Raw genomic sequence first — 208 nt, 5'->3', positions numbered from 1 at the left:
ATGAAAAACAGCAAGTAAATGACATAGGCTACCGTAGAAAGATACCAAGGTGGAAGAATGTACAAAGGGATAGAAAATACCTTATATTCCGTATTAAATACATCTTTCTTATAACGGACCTTTAAAACATAGCTACCCGAAGGTATTTCTAGATACGATGCTTCATTTATACTACTAAACGAGGTCCAGTCTTTATCAAATCCGTCCA

Annotated in this window: 1 protein-coding gene; it reads right to left on the bottom strand. The window is 35.1% G+C overall.

All coding sequences use genetic code 11. The features are described 5' to 3' along the window. Window positions 1-208: triple tyrosine motif-containing protein (locus tag HJW02_RS14785; RefSeq protein ID WP_208050795.1), on the bottom strand; the 208-nt coding region annotated here is incomplete at both ends.

Origin of the sequence: Akkermansia sp. GGCC_0220 (assembly GCF_017566105.1) — a bacterium.
GTDB lineage: Bacteria > Verrucomicrobiota > Verrucomicrobiia > Verrucomicrobiales > Akkermansiaceae > Akkermansia > Akkermansia massiliensis.
The sequence above is the reverse complement of the archived record's forward strand: the minus strand, read 5'-3'. Positions and strand labels throughout refer to the sequence as shown.